The sequence below is a fragment of the Klebsiella sp. BIGb0149 genome, assembly GCF_004362605.1.
Taxonomy (GTDB): domain Bacteria; phylum Pseudomonadota; class Gammaproteobacteria; order Enterobacterales; family Enterobacteriaceae; genus Klebsiella; species Klebsiella terrigena.
In genome coordinates, this window is the sequence record NZ_SNYG01000004.1 from 321,132 (window position 1) to 340,593 (window position 19,462).

A 19,462-nucleotide genomic window follows, 5' to 3' on the forward strand; every position below is an offset into this window, starting at 1 on the left:
CGGATGCGGGTACTGATCGTTAAAACCTCGTCCATGGGCGACGTCCTGCACTCGCTGCCCGCGCTGACCGACGCCGCGCAGGCCTTCCCCGGGATTCGCTTCGACTGGGTGGTCGAAGAGGGCTTCGCCCAGATCCCCTCCTGGCACCAAAGCGTTGACCGCGTGATTCCGGTGGCCATTCGCCGCTGGCGCAAGGCCTGGTTTTCCGCACCGGTTAAGGCCGAGCGTCAAGCCTTTCGCCAGGCGCTGCGGGCGGAGAAGTACGACGCTATCATTGACGCCCAGGGACTGGTGAAAAGCGCGGCGCTGGTTACCCGGCTGGCGCACGGCGTGAAGCACGGCATGGACTGGCAGACGGCCCGCGAGCCGCTGGCAAGCCTGTTCTATAACCGCCGCCACCACATTGCTAAGCAGCAGCACGCCGTTGAGCGCACCCGCGAGCTGTTTGCCAAAAGCCTCGGCTACGCCAGGCCAGAATCCCAGGGCGACTACGCGATTGCCCGCCACTTTCTGCGCCAGGAAGAGGCCGGTGCCGCGCCCTATCTGGTCTTCCTGCACGCCACCACCCGCGATGATAAACACTGGCCGGAAGAGAACTGGCGGGCGCTTATCGCGCTGCTCGCCGATAGCGGCCTGCGGATTAAGCTGCCGTGGGGGGCCCTGCACGAAGAGGCGCGGGCCAAACGGCTGGCGCAGGGACATGATTTTGTCGAGGTGCTGCCGCGCATGAGCCTGGAGCAGGTCGCTCAGATCCTGGCCGGCGCCCGCGGCGTGGTTTCCGTCGACACCGGCCTGAGTCATTTAACCGCCGCGCTCGATAAGCCTAATTTTACCCTCTACGGCCCGACCGATCCGGGTCTTATCGGCGGCTATGGGCAAAACCAGTACGTCGTGCGTCCGGAAAACGGCAGCAGCACGGGGGATATTAGCGCCTCACGGGTTCTGCAGCTGTTGACCTCCCAGGGAGTGGCCTGATGGGCTCCTTGTTTAAGCAAATCTATCGCTACACGCATCCTCGTGCCTTTCGCCATAATGAGAATCTGTGGCCGTGGGCAAAGATAACCCGCGCGCCCGGCGGTGAAATTCGCAGCCTGCAGTACAAAGGAAAAACGGTCCCGCTGGTCGATCTCAGCGAGATGAAGGACAGCATGCGCGGCGAAGTGCTGCTGACCGCAACCGGCCCTTCAACCCGCAGCATCGATTTTTCGCTGCTGCCGAAAAGCATTCCGGTTATGGGGGTTAACGGCGCGTGGCACCTCTCTGACAGGATTAAATTTTCTATCTATACCATCGTCGATATGGAGTTTTACGATAGAAAACCGGAGATTATTCGCGCCGTCATCAGCCAGCCCGATCTGGTGCTCTTTACCACCCTGCACGGTATCGCCAAAATCCTCGACCGCCACGGCGAAGCGCTGCGCTGCCGTTTGGCGTTAATTGAAGATGCCTGTTATAAAATTTATCACCCTAAAGTCGCGAAAAACCAGGTTCGTCAGGCCTGGCAAGCGGTCGAGGCGATACGCTTTCACCCTCAGCGCGAGGATATTTGCTTTAGTACCGATATCCGGCACGGCATTTTTGATGCCGGAACCGTTGTCTACTGGGCGCTACAAATTCTGATGTGGTTGGGGTTCAAAACGATTCTAATAAGCGGACTGGATATGACTCATTTCAACCAGCCGCGATTCTACGAAACGAATCGGGATAAACTCCCTTCCTGGCTGGAAAATAAGGTGGATGACCTGGTCATGCCGTCCTTTTCGCACGCTGCTAACGTGCTGCAACAAAACCATATCCGGGTCGTCAACTTCTCCTTAGAAAGCGCGGTTCCGGAAACGATTTTCGAAAAGGTTTCTTTTGATGAGTACTTTAAAAATCAGTAACTACGCCAGGCAGGGTTACACCGTTGTCTTTCCTTTGTTTCTGTTTTTCAGCGCAATTTTTTGTATATCGACCCGAACAAACAACCTTCTTCATCTCTCTATTTTGCTGTTTCTGCTGTCGCTGCTTAATAAAGACCATCGCCAGCAGCTGGCGGACCAAACGCGCCAGCAGTGGTCGGTTTATGCGCTGCTGCTGATATTCTTCGTCTACTATGCGCTGAGCAACATTTGGGGCCAGACGCCGCAGCATATCGACTCTCCTCTGACCCATGGCACCTATTTGCTGTTCTATCTGCTGCTGACGACGACCCTGCTCGGCTCCCCGCAGACCCGACGCCTGGCGCTGATGAGCGTGGTTGCCGGCATCACGGTCATTTCCATCTGGACCATGATCATCGACCATACCCTTGTCCTGACCGAACGCGCGGTGTCGCCGGGCAACCCCGGGCCGACCAACGTTATCGACCTCGCGGGCTATTGCGGCGTCGGCATTCTCATCTGCGCCATGCTGCTCAAAGAAAAAGGCAGCCACCTCCTGTACCTGCCGATGGCCATCATGCTGGTCATGATGGTTCTGACCCAAAGCCGGGGCCCGATTATCGCCCTGCTGGTGGCCTTTTTCTGCACCCTGCACCTGCATGTCTTTACGCGCCGCAACGTGCTGATCGTCGCGGCACTAGCGGTAATTTTAGGCCTGCTTTTCTTCTTCACGCCGGTGGGTGACCTGCTGCTGGCGCGCTTTGAAGAGCTCGGGACGCAGAGCGGGCTGCGCATCAGCATCTGGCGCCACACCCTCGAAGAGGTCTCCAGCCAGCCGTGGTTGGGACGCGGTTTTGACTACGACCTCGACTTTACGAACTACAGCGGCGAGCATATCACCACCACCCATAGCGTCTATCTCGGCTCGCTGCTGAAAGGCGGCATTATTGGCCTGATGCTGCTGCTTGCGGTCATTGCCGGCGGGTTGTGGCGGGCGTGGAGTAAACGGCGGGAGGATAGCCGCTACGGGCTGGCGATTTTCGGCTACGCGCTGATTTTTATGGCCTCACAGGGGATGTTTATCATCAGCAATCCCCGGGAAACCTGGCCCCTGTTCTGGCTGCCGCTGGGCATTGCGCTGAGCAGCAGCCTGAAGGTAAAGCGCTAAAAAAAGGGCCCTGACGGGGCCCTTTTTTACGCCTGCCCGACGGAAGCCGCCAGGCTATCCGCCTGCACTTTGATAACCGGCCAGATGGCATCAATCGTCATATCGGCAACGTTGACCTCTTCGCAGACGACCTGCCTGGCCTTGTCGTAGCCCGGCGCCCAGATGGTGTATCCCGGCAGGCCGGTGTCTTTGAGTTTGCGCTTGTTGTAGACCGCCACCATCGGCTTATCGAACGCCCTGGCGATATGGACGATCGCGGTATCCGCGGTGATAACAAGATCGCAGCAGCGAATCACCTCTACCGCTGAATTAATGTTGCTATCAGGGAGATACAGCGCCGTATCCAGCTCCAGCTGGCGAATTTTTTCGCTATGCCCAACCATCACCACGCTCACTTTGTAAGGCAGGGCGTGCAGCCGCTCAATCAAATCCGCGACCTGGTGACGGCAAAAGTCCTTATCGACTGAGGCGGTGAAGGGGTTTATGGCGATACAAATTTCGCGACCCTTTTCCTGCGCCAGTAAATGCTTCACTCTCTGCCGCTCGGCGGCATCGCCGGGGAGATGATAGTGGTAATGCTCATTGACGATGCCAAATAGCCTGGCCACCTCTTTATAGCGGGCAGAAATATGGCGCTGGCTGTCGAAAAAGGCAATTGACTGATCGTAAAGCTTATATTCGTCTTTATTAAAACCGATATTGCAGGGGGCGCCTAAATCCGCGAGTAATTTAAAACGCTCGTAGGTTTTCACGTCATCAAAATCAACCACGACGTCAAACCCTGCCGCGCGTAATTCATCCAACGCCATCCGGGGTCGATATAAATAGACCCGCTCCAGGAAGTCTGCACCGGCCAGCATTTGCCGGCATATCGGCCCGGTGAGCACGGAAACCTGATAGCCATGCCCGGACAGCAGCTTTGCGCAGCCGGTGGTCACCACCATATCGCCGACCTTGTCGTCGAGGCGCAAAAATAAAACGCGCTGAATCTGCGCAGGATTAAACGGCTGACGCTCGCGCTTATTTCTGTAACGGTAGTTAATTAAATTAAATTTAATTTCGCGAAAGAAAGCGTTTTTCTTCCGCGTCAGCTGTTTAAAAATACCCATACGATCCCTGCTTATGGCTTTTTAGCGCGATGCCTGTTTGCGTTGATAGTACTCCGCCAGGGTCATCCCTTTGACCTGCGGCGCCAGCCAGCTGAAGAAGCTTTCGAGGTCCGCATACAAACGTTCGATATCCTGCTCGTTTTTAAACGTCGGGCTGCCGCCGGGCATGTACTCAGAAGAGTGGAGCATATATTCGACGTAGTCATTACCCTGAGTCAACGTCTGTTCGACGACCTTTTTCATCGTCTCAACGTTACCGCCCATCGGCCGCAGCCAGTGAACCGACGGCGAGCGCACCTTGCCGCGCAGGCGGTCATAGCCCTGCTTAATGCCGTTCATCAGGGCGCTGTGTTTGTACTGGATGCTCATCGGCACCTCCAGCAGCGGAGAGCGTCCTTCCCGGCTGATGTCGTTCTCGTCGAGGAAGTAGGCGTGCTGCGGGAAGCGGCGATAATCGGTGCCGCCATCGCCCTGCGGGGCGCCTTTCGCCGTTTTCCAGTTAACCCGGGGCGTCACCGAACAGTCGACCTGATAGCCATGCTCCACCAGCAGGCGCGCGTAGCGCTCATCAAACGCCCAGCGTCCGGCGCGATGGCTAACCATTTTGGTCTGGAAGGTCTCTTCCAGCAGGCGGGTCATATAGGCGACTTTTTCACGCATTGCCGCATCGCTGTATTCGATAAGATAGGGCTTATGTCGCCAGTCATCGGCGGTCAGCGGGTCGGTCGGCGGGCTGTTCCAGGCATGCAGGTGCATGCCGATTTCGGCGGTGCCGCGGGCAATCACATCTTTGGCGAATTCGATATAGAATGGATCTATCGCCATCTCGTAGTTGGTTAAATAGACCGGCTTAAAGCCATACTTTTCGCAAAGCTGCTGAAAACGCGGTAAATAACGCGCATTCTCAGTGGTGATGCTGTCATGTTTTTGCCAGAGGTTATCACCCTCGGTATCAATCGTGATGAGAAATGCGGGATTGTGCACGAAAACGTCCTCAGACCATACGTATCGGGTCATGGTAGAGCAAGACAACGCTTCTCTCAATCTATCTGATCCCCTAGAATCGGAACCCTGATACTGAATGAAGAACAGAGAATGACGCCTGAAACCCGCTCTCCCGGTGCCGTGAACCCGGCGCGCATCCTGGTTATCAAGCTGCGCCATCACGGCGATATGCTGCTGATCACGCCGCTCGTTCACGCCCTCAAACGGCAGTATCCCGCGGCCAGCGTTGATGTGCTGCTTTATGAAGAGACCCGGGATATGCTCGCGGCGAACGCGGATGTTAACCAGATTTACGCGATTGACCGCCGCTGGAAAAAGCAGGGAACCGGCCATCAGCTCAAAATGGAGCTGCGGCTGATCCGCACGCTTCGCCAGCAGCGCTACGACATGGTGCTCAACCTAGCCGATCAGTGGCCGAGCGCCATTATTACCCGCTTAACCGGCGCCGCCACGCGCATCGGCTTTGATTTCCCGAAACGCCGCCATCCGGCCTGGCGCTTCTGCCATACCGCCCTGGCCTCCACCCGGGAGCATCAAAGCCTGCATACGGTGGAGCAGAACCTCTCCATTCTGGCTCCCCTCGGGCTGGCCGTTAACGACGCTCCGGCGCGCATGGGCTACAGCGAACAGGACTGGGAGAGCAGCCGCGCGCTGCTGCCGGCGGGCTTCGAAGGTAACTATATCGTCATTCAACCCACCTCCCGCTGGTTCTTTAAATGCTGGCGAGAAGAGCGGATGAGCGCGCTGATTAACGCGCTGTCGGCGGCGGGGCATGCCGTGGTGATAACCTCGGGGCCCGACGCGAAAGAGAAGCGCATGGTAGAGACCATTATCGCCGGCTGCCCGGACGCCCGCCTGCACTCTCTTGCCGGCCAGCTGACCCTGCGCCAGCTGGCGGCCGTCATCGGCCACGCCCGCTTATTTGTCGGCGTTGATTCCGTACCCATGCATATGGCTGCCGCCCTCGGCACGCCGCTGGTGGCGCTGTTCGGCCCGTCAAAGCTGACCTTCTGGAGCCCGTGGCAGGCAAAGGGCGAAGTCATCTGGGCCGGAGACTTTGGCCCTCTGCCCGACCCTGACGACATTGATACCGGTACGGAAGAGCGCTATCTCGATTTAATTCCCGCCGACGCGGTTATTGCGGCGGCTAAAAAGGTGCTGGCATGAGCAAATTCAGGCTCGCCCTGGTGCGGCAGAAATATCGCCCCGACGGCGGCGCGGAGCGTTTCGTTTCCCGCGCGCTGGAGGCCCTCGATAGCAGTAATCTTGAGCTGAACGTCATCACCCGCGAATGGCAGGGGCCGGTGAAGCCCGAGTGGAATATTCGCATCTGCAACCCGCGCAAATGGGGACGCATCAGCCGTGAACGCGGCTTTGCCGACGCCGCGCGCCGGCTGTGGCAGGCCGAAAACTTCGACCTGGTTCAGAGCCATGAGCGCATCCCGGGCTGCGATCTGTATCGCGCCGGCGACGGCGTCCATCGCCGCTGGCTGGAGCAGCGCTCGCGCATACTGCCCGGCTGGAAAAGCCGCCTGCTGTTTGCCGATCGCTACCACCGCTACGTCATGCGGGCCGAACGCGAGATGTATCACGACCCGCACCTGCGCGGGGTCATCTGCAACGCGGAGATGATTAAACAGGAAATTATTGCAGACTTCGGCCTGCCGGCGGAGAAGATCCGCGTTATCTACAACGCGATTGATAACCAGCGCTTCCTGCCGCCAACGGAAGAGGTTTTTGTCGCGCTGCGTGACCAATGGAACCTGCCGCGCCGGGCAACCTGCCTGATCTACGTGGGCTCCGGCTTTGAACGCAAGGGGCTGGAGGCGGCGATCCGCGCCATCGCCCCCACCGACCGCTATCTGCTGGTGGTGGGCAAGGATAAAGACCAGAGCCGCTATCAGGCGCTGGCCAAAACGCTGAACTGCGGGGAGCGGGTACGCTTCTTCGGCATGCAGTCAGAAACCCTGCCCTTCTACCAGATGGCCGACGGGCTGCTGCTGCCCACGCTGTACGATCCGTTCCCGAACGTTATCCTTGAAGCGATGGCCTGCGGCCTGCCGGTGATTACCACCACCGGCTGCGGCGGATCGGAGTTTATTATTCAGGGCAGCAACGGTTTCGTTTGCGACGCGCTGGATATTTCGGCGCTGCAGCAGGCGGTGGCCGCGCTCCCCGCCCGCGCCCTAGGTTCAGCGGAAGGCATCCGGGCGCGCGAACGCATTATGACCTGCACCAGCGAGCGGCTCTCAGCGCAGCTGCTCTCTTTCTATCAGGACCTGGTAAAATAGCTATGCGCATACTGTTTGTCATCGACGGCCTGCCCGGCGGCGGAGCGGAAAAAGTGGTGCTCACGCTGGCGGAACATTTTTTGCGCCAGGGAGAGCGCGTCTCGCTGTTTTCACTGCGCGACGTTTGCGACTACCCGCTGCCTGAAGGGCTGGATTACCGGGTGATTAGCGACCGCTGTCGAAAGCCGTGGCGCAAGCTGACCGAGCTGTCGCGCCGCGCGGGCCAGCTTGACGCGGCCATCGCCGAATCTGAACAGCAGGGCAGCTTCGATCTGGTGCTCTCCAATCTGCATAAAACCGACCGCATCGTCGCCCGCAGCCGCGCGCTCGCGCAGCGTAACGTCTGGTTCTGCCTGCACGGCGTCTTCTCTACCTCGTATCTTGGTCACCGTACCGGCTTCGATCGCTGGATGAAGCAGCAGAAAATCAGGCGCGTCTATCAGGGACGCAACCTGGTGACCGTCTCCGATGCGGTCGGTGAGGATCTGGTCAACCAGTTCGCCATTCGCCCGGCGCAGCTGAAAACGATTTATAATCCGTTCGATATCGCCGCCCTGCGGGCCGGCGCGGAGATGGCGGGCGAGCAGCCTGCCGGGGACTATATTATCCACGTCGGGCGTTTTCACCCCGGCAAGCGCCACGATCGGCTGATTGAGGCCTATGCCCAAAGCGGTATCCAGGCGCCGCTGGTGCTGCTGGGACAGGGCAAGCCGGAGCAGGAACAGCGCCTGCGCCAGCTGGCGGAGCGGCTGCAGGTCGGCGATCGCGTGCTGTTTAAAGGCTTCCATAAAAACCCGCTGCCGTGGATTAAACACGCCAGGATGCTGGTGCTCAGCTCGGATAGCGAAGGCTTTGGCAACGTTATCGTCGAGGCGCTGCTGCTGAACACGCCGGTTGCCAGCACCCGCTGCCCGGGCGGCGTGACGGAGATCCTTACCGGAGAATTAGCCCGCGGCCTCGCCGATCTCAACGGCCCGGCGCTGGCTCAGACGATGCAAAGCATTTACCATAACCCGCCTGTCATCGAACAATCCGCGCTGGAAAAGTTCAGCGTCGATACGATTTGTCAGCAGTACCGTCAGCTGCGCCGCGCCTGACGCCGTTATTTAACCAGGATCGAACGATTTATGAGTCAAACGCCTTTACTGAGCATCGTGGCCGCCGTCTACAACGGCGAAAAATTCCTTGCGCAATTCTTTGAATGCCTTGAGCAACAGCAGCTGGAAAGCTATGAACTGATCCTGGTGAACGACGGCTCAACGGACGGTAGCCTCGCGGTTATCGATGCGTGGAAAGCGCGGCTACAAAACGTGAGGGTGCTGGAGCAGGAAAACCAGGGCGTTTCGGTCGCGCGCAACACCGGGCTGGCGGTAGCCACCGGTAAATACCTGGCGTTCCCGGATATCGACGACAAGCTTTACCCCGGCATGTACCGCACGCTGCTGGCGATGGCGGAGCAGGGCAATCTCGATATCGCCACCTGCAACGGCCGCTACGTGTACGAGAGCAAAAATGATATCCATCCGATCCTGCCTCCGGACCGGCTGCCGTCTACCGGCGTGCTGCCGGGCCACGTGTGGCTAAAACAGGCGCTGGATTCGCGTAAGTTCCTGCACGTGACCTGGCTGAACATCTATCGCCGCGAATTTATCATGCAGCATCGCTTTCACTTTGAGCCGGGCCTGCGCCATCAGGATATTCCCTGGACCACCGAGGCGCTGCTGGCGGCCGAGCGCGTGCAGTACACCAGCGAGCAGTTTTACGATTACTATATCCATTCAGAATCGGTATCGCACAAGCCGGATAACGACGACACGCTGATGCGCTCTGCCCGCCACTACATGAAGATTCTGGAGATGCTCGACGCCATTAACCAACGCTATCCGGATAAGGTGCGCCATATTTCCGCCTGCCGCTGGCAGATTGCGAAAGAGGGGCTGGGAATTATTCATACCTTCGATAGCATGAAAGATGAATCAAAAAAGCATATTATCATTAAAGAGTTTTTCGACCGCGGCATCTGGCACCTGATCTGGAAAAATGCCAGAACGTTCCGCTTACGCTGGCGCCTTGGGCGGCGCTACCTGCGTATTAAGCGCTATCGCAACGCGGCCTGACGCTGAATCCCTTTGTTTCCGCCAAAGGGATAGCTTTACATGGGCTAAATGCTTAGAATTTGCCCGCTAAAACATAAAACGGATAAATCGCTTGGAATTGCTTTATACCACCCTACTCTATCTTATTCAGCCGCTGGTCTGGCTGCGACTGCTGCTGCGCAGCCGTAAGGCACCCGCCTACCGCAAACGCTGGGCTGAACGTTATGGCTTTTGTCAGAACAAGGTAGCGCCGGATGGGATTCTGCTGCATTCCGTTTCCGTGGGTGAGACGCTTGCTGCCATCCCGCTGGTACGCGCCCTGCGCCACCGTTATCCTTATCTGCCGATCACCGTCACCACCATGACGCCGACCGGCTCCGAGCGCGCGATGTCCGCATTCGGCAAAGACGTTCACCATGTCTACCTGCCTTACGACCTCCCCTGCGCGATGAACCGCTTCCTCAACACCGTTCAGCCGAAGCTGGTTATCGTGATGGAAACCGAGCTGTGGCCGAATATGGTCGCCGCGTTGCACAAGCGTAAAATTCCGCTGGTTATCGCTAACGCCCGCCTCTCCGAGCGCTCGGCGAAGGGCTATGCCAAACTGGGTAAGTTTATGCGCCGCCTGCTGAGCCGCATTACGCTTATCGCCGCGCAGAATGAAGAAGACGCCAGCCGCTTTATCTCCCTTGGGCTGAAGCGCAATCAGCTGGCGGTCACCGGCAGCCTGAAGTTTGATATTTCCGTTACGCCGGAGCTGGCCGCACGCGCCATCACCCTGCGCCGCCAGTGGGCGCCGCACCGCCAGGTGTGGATCGCCACCAGCACCCACGACGGCGAAGAGCAAATCGTTCTGCAGGCGCATAAAAAGCTGCTGGAAACCTTCCCTGATCTGCTGCTGATCCTCGTCCCTCGCCACCCTGAACGCTTCGGCGACGCGCGGGAGATGGTGCAGAAAGCGGGTATGAGCTTTACCCTGCGCAGCACCGGCGAAATCCCGTCCAATAGCACCCAGGTGGTGATTGGCGATACCATGGGCGAGCTGATGCTGCTGTACGGCATTGCCGATCTTGCCTTTGTCGGCGGCAGCCTGGTCGAACGCGGCGGTCATAACCCGCTGGAGCCGGCGGCGCACGCCATCCCGGTCCTGATGGGCCCGCACACCTTCAACTTCAAAGATATTTGCGCCAAGCTGCAGCAGGATGACGGTCTGATCACCGTGACCGACCTCAATTCGCTGGTCACCCAGGTTTCTAACCTGCTGACCGACGAAGATTATCGCCTGTGGTACGGCCGTCACGCGGTAGAAGTCCTGCATCAAAACCAGGGCGCGCTCTCCCGTCTGCTACAGTTACTGCAACCCTATCTGCCGCAGCGGAGCCACTAATGTCGACCCGACTGTCCGTCGTGATGATCGCCAAAAACGCGGCGGATCTGCTGCCGGACTGTCTGGCGTCGGTAGGCTGGGCCGATGAGATAGTGCTGCTGGATTCCGGCAGCAGCGACGGCACCGTCGAGCTGGCGCGCAGCCTCGGCGCTCAGGTCTACATCAACACCGACTGGCAGGGCTACGGCGTTCAGCGCCAGCGCGCCCAGGATTACGCCACCGGCGACTATGTGCTGATGATTGATACCGACGAGCGCGTCACCCCGGAACTGGCACAGTCCCTTCGTCAGGCGCTGACGGCGCCAAAAGAGGGCGCGATCTACAGCATTGCCCGGCGGAACTATTTCCTTGGCCGCTTTATGCGCCACAGCGGCTGGTATCCCGATCGCGTGATGCGCCTGTACCCGCGCCTTGGTTATCGCTATAACAATAATCTGGTACACGAATCCCTCGACGCCAAAGGCGCGCAGATTATCGAACTGACCGGCGACCTGCTGCATCTGACCTGCCGCGACTTCTCCGGCTTTCAGCAAAAGCAGCTGGCCTACGCCACCGCCTGGGCGCAGGAACGTCATCAGAAGGGGAAAAAAACCTCGCTGATGAGTATCTTCGGCCATACGCTGGGGGCATTTGTGAAAACGCTGCTGCTGCGCGGCGGCGTGCTGGATGGTAAACAGGGCTGGCTGCTCGCCGTGGTCAACGCGCAGTATACGTTTAATAAATACACCGAGCTGTGGGCGCTGAGCCGCGGCTACTCGGAGAGAGTGTAATTATGAGCACAAAAGCGATTTATCCGGGTACCTTCGACCCTATCACCAACGGTCATATCGATATCGTCACCCGCGCGGCCAGCATGTTTGACAAAGTGCTGCTGGCGATTGCCGCCAGCCCGAGCAAGAAGCCGATGTTCAGCCTCGACGAACGCATTGCGCTGGCGCAGCAGTCAACCGCGCACCTGGTCAACGTTGAGGTCATTGGCTTTAGTGATTTGATGGCCAATTTCGCCCGCGCGCAGCAGGCCAACATTTTGATTCGCGGCCTGCGGGCGGTGGCGGATTTCGAATATGAGATGCAGCTGGCGCATATGAACCGCCATCTGATGCCGACCCTCGAAAGCGTCTTCCTGATGCCGTGCAAAGAGTGGTCGTTTATCTCCTCATCGCTGGTCAAGGAGGTCGCGCGCCATCAGGGCGACGTATCCCACTTCCTGCCGGCTAACGTGCACCAGGCGCTGCTGAAAAAGCTCTAATCTTTGCGCTTTCGGGGCGATGTCCTACTTCTGACACTGGCGACAATAAAACGTCGCCCGCTGGGCGTGCTTGCCGGCGATAATCGGCGTACCGCAGGTACGACAGGGCTCGCCTTTGCGTCCGTAGACCTGCAGCTCCTGGGCAAAATATCCCGGCTTACCGTCGCTTTGCAGGAAATCCTTCAGCGTGGTCCCGCCCTGTTCAATCGAGCGCAGCAGCACGGCTTTAATCACCTTCACCAGCCGCTCGCACTCTTCATGCGATAGCGACGATGCCAGCCGGTCGGGATGGATCCCGGCGGAAAACAGCGATTCGCTGGCGTAGATATTCCCGACCCCCACCACCAGCTTGTTATCCATCAGCCAGGGCTTAATGGCGGTTTTCTTTTTCGCGCACCTCAGCTGCAGGTAGGCGGCGTTGAAATCGTCGCTCAGCGGCTCCGGGCCGAGGTGCGCCAGCGCAGGATGCCCTTCCAGCTCTTTGGTCCACAGCCAGGCGCCAAAGCGTCGAGGGTCGGTATAGCGCAGCACCTTGCCGTTGCTCATCACCAGGTCGACATGGTCATGCTTCTCTGCGGGCAGCTCTTCGCTCAGAATGCGCAGGCTTCCTGACATGCCGAGGTGAATGATAATCCAGCCGCCAGGCAGCTCCAGCAGCAGGTATTTGGCGCGTCGACGTACGCTGAGCACCGGCACGTCGCTCAGACGGTAGATCTCTTCAGAAACCGGCCAGCGCAGGCGTCCATTGCGAATAGCGGCGTGTAGAATAGTTGCGCCAACCAGATGCGGTTCAATCCCGCGTCGGCTGGTTTCCACCTCAGGTAATTCAGGCATAGCGTCTCCGGCTGTATTGCAGATGTCTTTATTATGGGGATGGCCAGAAAACAAAAAACCCCGCCAGGGCGGGGTTTTTTTTACATCAAAGCTAAAATTATTTAATTTTAGCTTCTTTGTATAAAACGTGCTGACGGACAACTGGATCGAACTTTTTCAGTTCCAGTTTTTCCGGCTTAGTACGCTTGTTCTTCGTGGTGGTATAGAAGTGACCAGTACCAGCAGAAGAAACCAGCTTGATTTTCTCACGAATACCTTTAGCCATGATTTATTTCCTCTTAGTACTTAGTACTTTTCGCCACGGGCACGCAGTTCAGACAGAACTGTATCGATGCCTTTCTTATCAATAACACGCATACCTTTAGCAGATACGCGCAGGGTGACAAAACGCTTTTCGCTCTCAACCCAGAAACGGTGAGAGTGCAGGTTCGGCAGGAAACGGCGTTTGGTCGCGTTCAGTGCGTGGGAACGGTTGTTACCGGTCACCGGACGCTTGCCAGTAACTTGGCAGACTCGGGACATGTCTATTCTCCAAAAATCAAATTAGCTCGAGCTTCGTATGGGGTATTGGCGCCTCGTCAGGCTTTACAGCCCGGTCATCGCAGTTCTACACGTCATTCTTCATGCCGCCTTGATGCAACCTGAAGAGTGGGTGTCTAAGTGAACCATCGATTGCCAGGCCCAAATGCCAAACCCGAGATTCTCAAAGGTGGCGTAGTATACGCTGACTCGGCGATGTGCTCAAGTCCCGAACAGACAAAGATCCCGCAGGATCGCGTGATCGGGGCTAAATCCAGCCACGCTCGGCAAAAGATACGTACGCACCGCGGCCGATAACAAGGTGATCGAGCACGCGTATATCCATGAAACCACAACACTTTATCACTCTTTCGGTAATCAACCTGTCGGCCTTACTCGGCTCGGGGCTACCGGATGGATGATTATGTGCCAGGATCACCGCAGCGGCGTTCACTTTGATGGCTTCGCGTACAATTTCTCGCGGATGCACCTCAACGTGGCTAAGAGTACCAGAAAAAAGCCGGCTATGTTTCAATACCCGATTCTGATTATCTAAAAAGATCACCATAAAGATCTCCCGCTCCTCGTCCATCAGCTGGCTTTGCAAAAATTCCCGCGTCATCAGCGGCGTTACCAGAGAGGGCTCTTCAACTATCCGTCGGCTAAAATAGCGCCGCGCCAGCTCGGCGACGCCTTTTAGCTGGGCGAACTTCGCGAGGCCGATACCGTCGATCTTGTCAAACTGCGCCTTGTCCGCCGATAGCAGGCCGTACAGCGAGCCAAAGCGCGCGAGCAGGTCGTGCGAAAACGTCATCACGTCCTGCTCGCGGGTGCCGGTACGTAAAAACAGCGCCAGCAGCTCAACGTCCGACAGCGCTTCGATACCGTAGAGCAGCATTTTTTCCCTTGGCAGCAGGGGTTCCAGTAAATCCATCGCAGCCTCTCTTTTCCAGTACGCCCCACATCCTGACATAGCCCTTCGCCGCTGCCGACGGCCGGCTTTTACCCGTGCGTAGCGGCTCGCAAAGTCAATTCCAGGCAGGCGCACGACGCCGACGGGATTGTGGTAAGATGCGCGAATTCTGGTGTACTCCAACAGGAAAAAATCATGATGAGTCTGGCTGGTAAAAAGATCGTTCTCGGCGTCAGCGGCGGCATCGCTGCCTACAAAACGCCTGAACTGGTACGCCGCCTGCGCGAGCGCGGCGCTGACGTACGGGTCGCCATGACGGAAGCCGCGAAGGCCTTCATTACGCCACTCAGCCTGCAGGCGGTGTCAGGTTATCCGGTTTCCGATAGCCTGCTCGACCCGGCAGCAGAAGCCGCGATGGGCCACATTGAGCTGGGAAAATGGGCCGACCTGGTTATCCTCGCCCCCGCAACCGCCGATCTGATCGCCCGCGTTGCTGCCGGCATGGCGAACGACCTGGTCTCCACTATCTGCCTCGCGACGCCGTCTCCGGTCGCCGTAGTGCCCGCCATGAACCAGCAGATGTACCGCGCCGCCGCGACGCAGCATAATCTTGAGGTCATCTCCTCCCGCGGTCTGCTGGTCTGGGGCCCGGACAGCGGAAGCCAGGCCTGCGGCGACATCGGCCCGGGCCGGATGCTTGACCCGTTGACCCTCGTCGATATGGCGGCCGCGCATTTTTCGCCTGTCAAAGATTTGCAACATCTCAACATCATGATTACCGCGGGCCCCACCCGCGAGCCGCTGGATCCGGTACGCTATATCAGCAATCAAAGCTCCGGTAAGATGGGCTTCGCTATCGCGGCCGCTGCGGCAAACCGCGGCGCCAGCGTCACGTTAGTCAGCGGCCCGGTTTCGCTACCGACGCCGCCTTTCGTGCAGCGGATTGACGTCACGACCGCGTTGGAAATGCAGGCCGCGGTCGACGGCGGCGTTCGGCAGCAGCATATTTTTATTGGCTGTGCGGCCGTCGCCGACTACCGAGCTATCACCGTTGCTGAGAAAAAAATCAAAAAGCAAGATGATGAATTAACAATAAAAATGGTCAAAAACCCGGATATCGTTGCCGGGGTCGCTGCGCTAACGGATAGCCGACCTTACGTCGTTGGGTTTGCCGCCGAAACGAATAATGTGGAAGAATACGCGAGGCAAAAACGCGACCGCAAAAATCTCGATCTGATCTGCGCCAATGATGTATCTAAGCCAAATCAGGGATTTAACAGCGACAGCAACGCATTACACCTTTTCTGGCAGGATGGAGATAAGCGCTTGCCACACGAGCGCAAGGAACTCCTGGGCCAATTATTACTCGACGAGATCGTGACCCGTTATGATGAAAAAAATCGACGTTAAGCTTCTGGACCCGCGCGTTGGCAAGGAGTTTCCGCTGCCAACCTACGCCACCTCCGGTTCTGCCGGACTTGACCTGCGGGCCTGTCTCGACGCCGCCGTAGAGCTTGCGCCGGGCGCAACCACCCTGCTGCCAACCGGCCTGGCTATTCATATCGCCGATCCGTCGCTGGCGGCGGTCATCCTGCCGCGCTCCGGGCTGGGCCATAAGCACGGCATCGTGCTGGGCAACCTGGTCGGCCTTATCGATTCCGACTATCAGGGGCAGCTGATGGTTTCCGTCTGGAACCGCGGCCAGCAGAGCTTTACTATTGAACCCGGCGAGCGCATCGCTCAAATGGTATTCGTACCCGTCGTACAGGCGGAATTTAACCTGGTGGAAGATTTTGACACCACCGAACGTGGCGAAGGTGGCTTTGGTCACTCAGGGCGCGCATAGGCCCGTCCACACAAAACCCGCATCCCAAAGCGCAATAATGCAATAACATCGCCGCAAATGACCGTTTGCGGCCGCTTTGTGGATGTCTGCCTGACAAGTGCTTATTTTCAGGGGTATTTTAAAACATGGCAGAAAAACAAACTGCGAAAAGGAATCGTCGCGAGGAAATACTTCAATCTCTGGCGCTAATGCTTGAATCCAGCGATGGTAGTCAACGTATTACCACGGCGAAACTGGCGGCGTCCGTCGGCGTGTCCGAAGCGGCGCTGTACCGTCATTTTCCCAGCAAAACCCGCATGTTCGATAGCCTGATCGAGTTTATCGAAGACAGTCTGATTACGCGCATCAATTTGATTTTAAAAGATGAGAAAGACACATCCGCGCGCCTGCGCCTGATCGTGCTGTTGATTCTTGGGTTTGGTGAGCGTAATCCTGGGCTGACGCGAATTCTGACCGGCCACGCGCTGATGTTTGAACAGGACCGCCTGCAGGACCGGATCAACCAGCTATTTGAACGCATTGAGGTTCAGCTACGTCAGGTCATGCGCGAGAAGAAAATGCGCGAAGGTGAAGGCTTCGTCACCGACGAATCTTTGCTGGCCAGCCAGCTGCTGGCGTTCTGCGAAGGCATGCTGTCGCGCTTTGTGCGCAGCGAGTTTAAATATCGTCCGACGGACGATTTTGACGCCCGCTGGCCGCTGGTCGCCGCGCAGCTACGGTAATCCGAAGCCCGGAGGCGTCACGCCCCGGGCTTTGTTATCTATACGCCAAACGCTTCGCGATAGGCGCGTACCGACGCCAGATGCTCAGCCATCTCCGGCTTCTCTTCCAGATAGCTAATCAGGTCCTTGAGGGTGACGATAGAGATCACCTTGCAGCCGTAATCGCGCTCAACTTCCTGAATCGCGGAAATTTCGCCGCGACCGCGTTCCTGACGATCCAGAGAAATCAGCACGCCGGCGAGCTCTGCCCCGTTGGCCTGGATAATCTCCATCGATTCGCGAATCGCGGTACCGGCGGTTATCACATCGTCGACCAGCATGACGCGACCCTGCAGGGCGCTGCCAACCAGATTGCCGCCTTCGCCGTGCGTTTTGGCCTCTTTGCGGTTAAAGCAGTAGGGTAAATCCAGGTCGTGATGTTCAGCCAGCGCAACCGCCGTGGTGGTCGCAATAGGAATGCCTTTGTAGGCCGGACCAAACAGCAGGTCAAAATCAATTCCGGAGTCGACCAGCGCTTCTGCATAGAAACGGCCCAACAGTGCCAGATCGCGCCCGGTGTTAAACAGGCCGGCGTTGAAGAAATAGGGGCTCTTGCGCCCGGATTTCAGCGTAAATTCGCCAAACTTAAGAACCTGCTTGTTAAGCGCAAACTCAATAAACTGGCGCTGATATGGTTTCATGGATTCGCTCCTCATCATACTTTCTATGGATCTACGGACAAAAAAAAGGCGACTTCTCAGTCGCCTTAAAAACTAGTTTTGCAACGCCGCCTTCTGCGTCGCGACAATGGATTCGATCCCCCCTCTGGCCAACGCCAGGAGGGTCAGGAGCTCTTCATGGGTAAACGGCTCGCCTTCCGCCGTGCCCTGCACCTCGATGATGCGACCGTCTTCGGTCATCACCACGTTCATATCGGTTTCCGCTGCGGAATCTTCCACGTACTCCAGATCGCAAAGCGCTTCACCGTTGACGATGCCGACGGAAACGGCAGCAACCATGCCTTTCATCGGGTTAGTTTTCAGCTTGCCGGCGGCGACCAGCTTGTTCAGAGCGTCGGCCAGCGCCACGCAGGCGCCGGTGATTGATGCGGTACGGGTACCGCCGTCGGCCTGCAGCACATCGCAATCGAGGGTAATGGTGAACTCGCCAAGCGCCTTCAGGTCTACCGCAGCGCGCAGCGCGCGGGCGATAAGACGCTGGATTTCCATGGTACGACCGCCCTGCTTACCTTTGGCGGCTTCACGCGCGTTACGGGTGTGCGTAGCGCGCGGCAGCATGCCGTATTCTGCGGTGATCCACCCCTGGCCCTGGCCTTTCAGAAAGCGCGGTACGCCTTCATCGATCGACGCGGTGCACAGCACTTTGGTGTCACCAAATTCGACCAGAACAGAGCCTTCAGCGTGTATGGTATAGTTACGGGTCAGGGTTACGGGACGCACCTGATTAGCGCTACGGCCTGCTGGACGCATGATGTTCTCTCCGGCTTGAAACGAATATGGCTGCGCATTATACGGATAATGGTTGCTTATTCCTATCCTGATAAGGCCCTGAAAGCTATAATCCCCCCCACTCTCCTTTAAAAACAGGAACGTCTATGATCCGCAGTATGACCGCCTATGCCCGTCGTGAAATTAAGGGCGAATGGGGCAGCGCCGCGTGGGAACTGCGCTCGGTAAACCAGCGCTACCTGGAAACCTATTTCCGTCTGCCGGAGCAGTTCCGTAGCCTGGAGCCCGTGGTGCGCGAGCGTATTCGTGCGCGTCTGACCCGCGGCAAAATCGAATGTACCCTGCGTTTTGAACAGGACCCCAGCGCTCAGGGTGAGCTGATTCTGAACGAAAACCTGGCAAAGCAGCTGGTTAACGCTGCCAACTGGGTAAAAATGCAGAGCGACGAAGGGGAAATCAACCCGGTTGATATCCTGCGCTGGCCCGGGGTCATGGCCGCTCAGGAGCAGGATCTCGACGCCATTGCCTCCGATATTCTCACCGCGCTAAACGGCGCGCTGGACGACTTTATCGTCGCTCGCGAAACCGAAGGCCAGGCGCTGAAGACGCTTATCGAACAGCGCCTGCAAGGCGTCAGTACCGAAGTCAGCAAAGTTCGCAGCCATATGCCGGAAATCCTGCAGTGGCAGCGCGAGCGCCTGGTATCCAAGCTGGAAGACGCGGAAGTGCAGCTGGAAAACAACCGTCTCGAGCAAGAGCTGGTGCTGATGGCGCAGCGTATCGACGTTGCCGAAGAGCTGGACCGTCTGGAAGCGCATGTCAAAGAGACCTACAACATTCTGAAGAAAAAAGAGGCCGTTGGCCGCCGCCTGGACTTTATGATGCAGGAGTTCAACCGCGAGTCGAACACCCTGGCGTCAAAATCGATCAATGCGGAAGTCACCAATTCTGCCATCGAGCTGAAAGTGCTGATTGAGCAGATGCGCGAGCAGATCCAGAACATCGAGTAACCG

22 protein-coding genes are annotated in these 19,462 nt (G+C 57.8%); 14 read left to right on the forward strand and 8 right to left on the reverse strand.

Going from position 1 to position 19,462, the window contains the following annotated elements; all coding sequences use genetic code 11:
* The first annotated feature begins 3 nt into the window (after nucleotides 1–3).
* From rfaC to EDF75_RS16435, 3 genes are read left to right on the forward strand one after another with little or no spacing between them, the layout of a single operon-like run.
* Complete coding sequence (gene rfaC, locus EDF75_RS16425; RefSeq protein ID WP_133600179.1) at nucleotides 4–975, forward strand: lipopolysaccharide heptosyltransferase RfaC; 972 nt, start codon at nucleotides 4–6, stop codon at nucleotides 973–975.
* On the forward strand, nucleotides 975–1,883 hold the full coding sequence (locus tag EDF75_RS16430) for a sugar glycosyltransferase (protein WP_133600180.1): 909 nt from the start codon (nucleotides 975–977) through the stop codon (nucleotides 1,881–1,883). Before rfaC ends, EDF75_RS16430 begins: the two co-directional genes overlap by 1 nt.
* A complete protein-coding gene (locus tag EDF75_RS16435; RefSeq protein WP_166646194.1) occupies nucleotides 1,861–3,030 on the forward strand; it encodes an O-antigen ligase family protein in 1,170 nt (389 codons plus the stop codon). Before EDF75_RS16430 ends, EDF75_RS16435 begins: the two co-directional genes overlap by 23 nt.
* Before the next feature lie 26 nt (nucleotides 3,031–3,056).
* On the opposite strand, the gene EDF75_RS16440 is transcribed toward EDF75_RS16435, so the two are convergent.
* Nucleotides 3,057–4,139: a glycosyltransferase family 9 protein gene (locus tag EDF75_RS16440; RefSeq protein ID WP_133600181.1), complete on the reverse strand. Its 1,083-nt coding sequence runs from the start codon at nucleotides 4,137–4,139 to the stop codon at nucleotides 3,057–3,059.
* Between the two features lie 21 nt (nucleotides 4,140–4,160).
* Nucleotides 4,161–5,123 (reverse strand): polysaccharide deacetylase family protein, encoded by a 963-nt coding sequence (locus tag EDF75_RS16445; protein WP_133600182.1) that lies wholly within the window; start codon nucleotides 5,121–5,123, stop codon nucleotides 4,161–4,163.
* A gap of 111 nt (nucleotides 5,124–5,234) precedes the next feature.
* Here EDF75_RS16445 and rfaQ point away from each other — a divergent pair, with 111 nt between their 5' ends.
* From rfaQ to coaD, 7 genes are all read left to right on the forward strand, one after another.
* A complete protein-coding gene (rfaQ, locus tag EDF75_RS16450; RefSeq protein WP_133600183.1) occupies nucleotides 5,235–6,311 on the forward strand; it encodes a putative lipopolysaccharide heptosyltransferase III in 1,077 nt (358 codons plus the stop codon).
* On the forward strand, nucleotides 6,308–7,435 hold the full coding sequence (locus tag EDF75_RS16455) for a glycosyltransferase family 4 protein (RefSeq protein ID WP_133600184.1): 1,128 nt from the start codon (nucleotides 6,308–6,310) through the stop codon (nucleotides 7,433–7,435). The genes rfaQ and EDF75_RS16455 overlap by 4 nt, the downstream gene beginning before the upstream one ends.
* A gap of 2 nt (nucleotides 7,436–7,437) precedes the next feature.
* A complete protein-coding gene (locus tag EDF75_RS16460; RefSeq protein ID WP_133600185.1) occupies nucleotides 7,438–8,532 on the forward strand; it encodes a glycosyltransferase in 1,095 nt (364 codons plus the stop codon).
* A 30-nt stretch (nucleotides 8,533–8,562) separates the two neighbouring features.
* A complete protein-coding gene (locus EDF75_RS16465; protein WP_133600186.1) occupies nucleotides 8,563–9,552 on the forward strand; it encodes a glycosyltransferase in 990 nt (329 codons plus the stop codon).
* Nucleotides 9,553–9,643: 91 nt separating this feature from the next.
* Nucleotides 9,644–10,918: a lipid IV(A) 3-deoxy-D-manno-octulosonic acid transferase gene (gene waaA, locus EDF75_RS16470; RefSeq protein WP_076946284.1), complete on the forward strand. Its 1,275-nt coding sequence runs from the start codon at nucleotides 9,644–9,646 to the stop codon at nucleotides 10,916–10,918.
* Nucleotides 10,918–11,688: a glycosyltransferase family 2 protein gene (locus EDF75_RS16475; protein ID WP_133600187.1), complete on the forward strand. Its 771-nt coding sequence runs from the start codon at nucleotides 10,918–10,920 to the stop codon at nucleotides 11,686–11,688. Before waaA ends, EDF75_RS16475 begins: the two co-directional genes overlap by 1 nt.
* Nucleotides 11,689–11,690: 2 nt before the next feature.
* Nucleotides 11,691–12,167 carry a pantetheine-phosphate adenylyltransferase gene (gene coaD, locus EDF75_RS16480; protein WP_041143223.1) on the forward strand — a complete coding sequence of 159 codons (477 nt, stop codon included), beginning with the start codon at nucleotides 11,691–11,693 and terminating at the stop codon, nucleotides 12,165–12,167.
* Nucleotides 12,168–12,191: 24 nt separating this feature from the next.
* Here coaD and mutM read toward each other — a convergent pair whose 3' ends face one another.
* The 4 genes from mutM to radC all read right to left on the reverse strand — a co-directional run bounded on the left by mutM (nucleotide 12,192) and on the right by radC (nucleotide 14,454).
* Complete coding sequence (mutM, locus tag EDF75_RS16485) at nucleotides 12,192–13,001, reverse strand: bifunctional DNA-formamidopyrimidine glycosylase/DNA-(apurinic or apyrimidinic site) lyase (RefSeq protein WP_133600188.1); 810 nt, start codon at nucleotides 12,999–13,001, stop codon at nucleotides 12,192–12,194.
* 97 nt (nucleotides 13,002–13,098) lie between these two features.
* Nucleotides 13,099–13,266, reverse strand: coding sequence for a 50S ribosomal protein L33 (rpmG, locus tag EDF75_RS16490; protein ID WP_003024094.1), 168 nt, complete (start codon nucleotides 13,264–13,266; stop codon nucleotides 13,099–13,101).
* A gap of 20 nt (nucleotides 13,267–13,286) precedes the next feature.
* On the reverse strand, nucleotides 13,287–13,523 hold the full coding sequence (gene rpmB / locus EDF75_RS16495; RefSeq protein WP_002436699.1) for a 50S ribosomal protein L28: 237 nt from the start codon (nucleotides 13,521–13,523) through the stop codon (nucleotides 13,287–13,289).
* 265 nt (nucleotides 13,524–13,788) lie between these two features.
* A complete protein-coding gene (gene radC, locus EDF75_RS16500; RefSeq protein ID WP_045853837.1) occupies nucleotides 13,789–14,454 on the reverse strand; it encodes a RadC family protein in 666 nt (221 codons plus the stop codon).
* Nucleotides 14,455–14,631: 177 nt separating this feature from the next.
* On the opposite strand from radC, the gene coaBC reads away from it, so the two are divergent.
* The 3 genes from coaBC to slmA all read left to right on the forward strand — a co-directional run bounded on the left by coaBC (nucleotide 14,632) and on the right by slmA (nucleotide 17,001).
* The gene (gene coaBC, locus EDF75_RS16505; RefSeq protein ID WP_133600284.1) at nucleotides 14,632–15,843 is read left to right on the forward strand and encodes a bifunctional phosphopantothenoylcysteine decarboxylase/phosphopantothenate--cysteine ligase CoaBC; all 1,212 of its coding nucleotides are present in this window, start codon (nucleotides 14,632–14,634) and stop codon (nucleotides 15,841–15,843) included.
* Nucleotides 15,821–16,279, forward strand: a complete 459-nt coding sequence (gene dut, locus EDF75_RS16510) for a dUTP diphosphatase (RefSeq protein ID WP_041143227.1) — start codon at nucleotides 15,821–15,823, stop codon at nucleotides 16,277–16,279. Before coaBC ends, dut begins: the two co-directional genes overlap by 23 nt.
* A 125-nt stretch (nucleotides 16,280–16,404) precedes the next feature.
* On the forward strand, nucleotides 16,405–17,001 hold the full coding sequence (gene slmA / locus EDF75_RS16515) for a nucleoid occlusion factor SlmA (protein ID WP_045853834.1): 597 nt from the start codon (nucleotides 16,405–16,407) through the stop codon (nucleotides 16,999–17,001).
* Between the two features lie 38 nt (nucleotides 17,002–17,039).
* Here slmA and pyrE read toward each other — a convergent pair whose 3' ends face one another.
* Together pyrE and rph are read right to left on the reverse strand one after the other, a co-directional pair.
* The gene (gene pyrE, locus EDF75_RS16520) at nucleotides 17,040–17,681 is read right to left on the reverse strand and encodes an orotate phosphoribosyltransferase (protein WP_045853833.1); all 642 of its coding nucleotides are present in this window, start codon (nucleotides 17,679–17,681) and stop codon (nucleotides 17,040–17,042) included.
* Nucleotides 17,682–17,753: 72 nt separating this feature from the next.
* Nucleotides 17,754–18,470 carry a ribonuclease PH gene (gene rph, locus EDF75_RS16525; RefSeq protein WP_133600189.1) on the reverse strand — a complete coding sequence of 239 codons (717 nt, stop codon included), beginning with the start codon at nucleotides 18,468–18,470 and terminating at the stop codon, nucleotides 17,754–17,756.
* 125 nt (nucleotides 18,471–18,595) lie between these two features.
* Here rph and EDF75_RS16530 point away from each other — a divergent pair, with 125 nt between their 5' ends.
* Nucleotides 18,596–19,459, forward strand: coding sequence for a YicC/YloC family endoribonuclease (locus EDF75_RS16530; protein ID WP_133600190.1), 864 nt, complete (start codon nucleotides 18,596–18,598; stop codon nucleotides 19,457–19,459).
* Nucleotides 19,460–19,462: the final 3 nt, after the last annotated feature.